Annotated in this window: 4 protein-coding genes; 2 read left to right on the top strand and 2 right to left on the bottom strand. The window is 25.0% G+C overall.

Annotation, left to right across the window (positions count from 1 at the left end; genetic code table 11):
- Positions 1-169: 169 nt before the first annotated feature.
- Entirely contained in the window at positions 170-1378 is a 1209-nt protein-coding gene (locus Q0V09_RS10220; RefSeq protein WP_297489250.1) for a YihY/virulence factor BrkB family protein, read from the top strand.
- A 55-nt stretch (positions 1379-1433) separates the two neighbouring features.
- Positions 1434-1904 carry a heme utilization cystosolic carrier protein HutX gene (hutX, locus tag Q0V09_RS10215; protein ID WP_297406274.1) on the top strand — a complete coding sequence of 157 codons (471 nt, stop codon included), beginning with the start codon at positions 1434-1436 and terminating at the stop codon, positions 1902-1904.
- A gap of 29 nt (positions 1905-1933) precedes the next feature.
- Here hutX and Q0V09_RS10210 read toward each other — a convergent pair whose 3' ends face one another.
- Positions 1934-2434: a flavodoxin family protein gene (locus Q0V09_RS10210; protein ID WP_297406272.1), complete on the bottom strand. Its 501-nt coding sequence runs from the start codon at positions 2432-2434 to the stop codon at positions 1934-1936.
- 13 nt (positions 2435-2447) lie between these two features.
- Positions 2448-2821: energy transducer TonB (locus Q0V09_RS10205; protein WP_297489246.1), on the bottom strand; the 374-nt coding region annotated here is incomplete at its 5' end.

Genomic DNA, 2821 nt, shown 5'->3' with positions numbered 1-2821 from the left:
AGTTCTTAGATGAAATAGTTGGAGTTGTAGAGTATAGAGATGGAACGATAATAGATACAATTAAAAAAGTTAAATAATTTAAATATGAGATATCCACTAATTAAGTTTAGTGGATATTTTTTCAAGGAAAAATATCTTTCCATGTTAATATATACACAGGAGGGATAAAATGATTAAAAATATAAAGTTTTTTACTAAATTAGATTCATATTTAAAAGAGTTAGAAGTAAGTGGATTGTATAAACAGCTGAAGGGAGCTTATGAGAACTATAAAAGATCAAATTCTAATTTATGGGCGAATACACTATGTTATTTTACTATTTTGACATTTATACCAATAATAGCAATAGCCTTTAGCATTGGGAGATGGTTTGGAATAGATCAGTACTTTTTTAAACAATTATCAGAAAGTTCACCTTTAAATGAACAAACATTAAATACAATTTTAAAAACAGCTCAAGTTTTACTTAAAAATACTCAAAATGGAATAATTGCAGGAGTTGGGTTTATATCTTTAGGATGGGTTGTAATATCAATGTTTTCAATAATTGAAAAAGCATTAAATAGTATTTGGGGAGTGAAAAAAACCAGATCATTTTTCAGAAAATTTTCAGATTATTTTACTGTTTTTTTAATTTTACCAATAGGAGTAGTTTTAACAAATATATTAATAAATTTAAAAATTAATATACCAATAATTCACTCTATAATTGAAACTGTAGCTCCATATTTTTCATTATGGATATTTTTCTTAGTATTTTTTTCAGTATTGCCAAATACAAAGGTGAATATTATACCAACAATATGGAGTAGCTTTATAGTCTCATTTTTACTTAATCAAAGTAATGTTATTTTATTAAAACTGCAACTATTAATATCTGAATATAATAAAATATATGGTAGTTTTTCAGTTCTTTTACTATCTTTAATTTGGTTAAAAATTGTGTGGTTTTTAATTTTATTGGGAGCTCATTTTACATATATTGTTCAAAATAGAGGGAATTTAATAAAAATTGATGGTCTTAAAAATTTAAATTTTAATTCTAAATATGATATTTTACAAGTTATACTTTTATTATTTGTTAAAAATTTTATAAAAAATGAATCTCCTTTATATATAAAAGCTATTTCTAAGGAAATAAAATTACCTTATGAGGTTATAGAGGATACTATTGAAAATATGGAAAAATTAAATTATGTAGTTGAAGTGGTAACAGAAACAGAGGAAAAAGCGTATAAAATATCAGTGAATATATTAGAATTAAAATATAGTGAAGTATATGAAGAATTGAAAAATTTAGGCGAAAATTATTTTGTATCAACTGAAAAATATGATGAAAACATAAGTCTTTATGAGGTTTTTAAAAAATTTGATTGACAAAGTATTTAAAATTTAATATATTTAATATACGAATAAATATATTGGAGGAGTTATGAAGGGGAAAATAGAAAGTTTATTAAAAGAAAATGAAAAGTTATCATTAAGCAAAGTGGCTACAGAATTAGGAGTATCTTTTATAGAAGTATTAAGAAATGCACCTACATCAAGAAATTTTTCAGTGGATAAAAAAGATGAACTCTTTGAAATCTTAAGGGGATGGGAAAAAGTATTTCTATTAGTTGTAACTGAAAATTTTGTATTAGAGATTAAAGATAAATTTCCAAAAGGATTTTATGCTCATGGGTATTTAAATTTTCATGATAAAGATTCAAGTATAGGTGGGCATTTAAGTGTAGATAAAATAAAAGAGATTTTTATTGTAACAGATGTTATGTTTGGAAGAAAAAGTTGTTCAATAAAGTTCTTTGATGAAAAAGCGAAAGAGATATTTGCTATATATGTTCCAAGAGATGAAAATAAAGAACTTATAAAAGAGTGTTTAGATAGTTTTAATGGTTTATAAAAAAATGAGGCTAACTTAGCCTCATTTTTTTATAAATCAATATTGATAAAAGCTTTAGAAGCTTGTGATAAATCATTTTCATCAGGATGACTAGCAGCATCATTCCATCTTTTTTTTCTATCTGCATCAGGATGCATTTTATGATCTTCTGGTAAAGTAGACATCCATGCAATAAGCTTTGGATCAATAGCTCCTTGACAAAAGAAATTTTTAAGAATAGTATTTTCATTTTCAATAAATAAGGTATCAATATTATTAACACAATCCTTAGCATGATCTGAATCAGCATAAGCACCTAGTGTGAAAAAATAACCTATTTTTTTATTCTTAATAGATTTAATAAAATTTAAAGTTTTCGTATCAAAGGTAGATTTATCAATCCAACCTCCAATAATAAGAAAGTCGTAATTGTCTAAAGTTGTTACTTCATCAATATCTTTTAATTCACAATTTGATAGAGAATTAAAAATAGCTTCAGCTACTTTCTTTGTATTTCCAGTTTTAGATGAATATGTAATTAATGTTTTCATTTCCCCTCCATGGTTAAATTTGATTAAATTTAAATACTTTATAAAAATAAAGTTTAATTTTTTTATTTTGAACAGTGATTGGTGTTAATTTCCAGTTGTTTAAAGCTTTTTCAACTTCTTTTTGGAAACCAAGTCCATTATCTTTACCATAAAACTTTATATCTTCAATAGTTCCATTGAAACCTACTAAGAATTTAACTTTTACAATAACCTCTCTATTATATCCTAAACGTTTAGCAGCAGTAGGATAGTTAGGTTCTGGCTGAGAGATAAATGAGTAACTTAGACCTTTTACTCCTTGGTTTTTAGCAGCATAAATACCTTTAGATAGCTGAATAAAATCTTTTCCCATAACTTCTTCACTAGATTTTTGTTCTGCTTTAGCAG

The sequence above is a fragment of the uncultured Cetobacterium sp. genome, assembly GCF_947039425.1.
In the GTDB taxonomy this organism is placed as follows: domain Bacteria; phylum Fusobacteriota; class Fusobacteriia; order Fusobacteriales; family Fusobacteriaceae; genus Cetobacterium_A.
The sequence above is the reverse complement of the archived record's forward strand: the minus strand, read 5'-3'. Positions and strand labels throughout refer to the sequence as shown.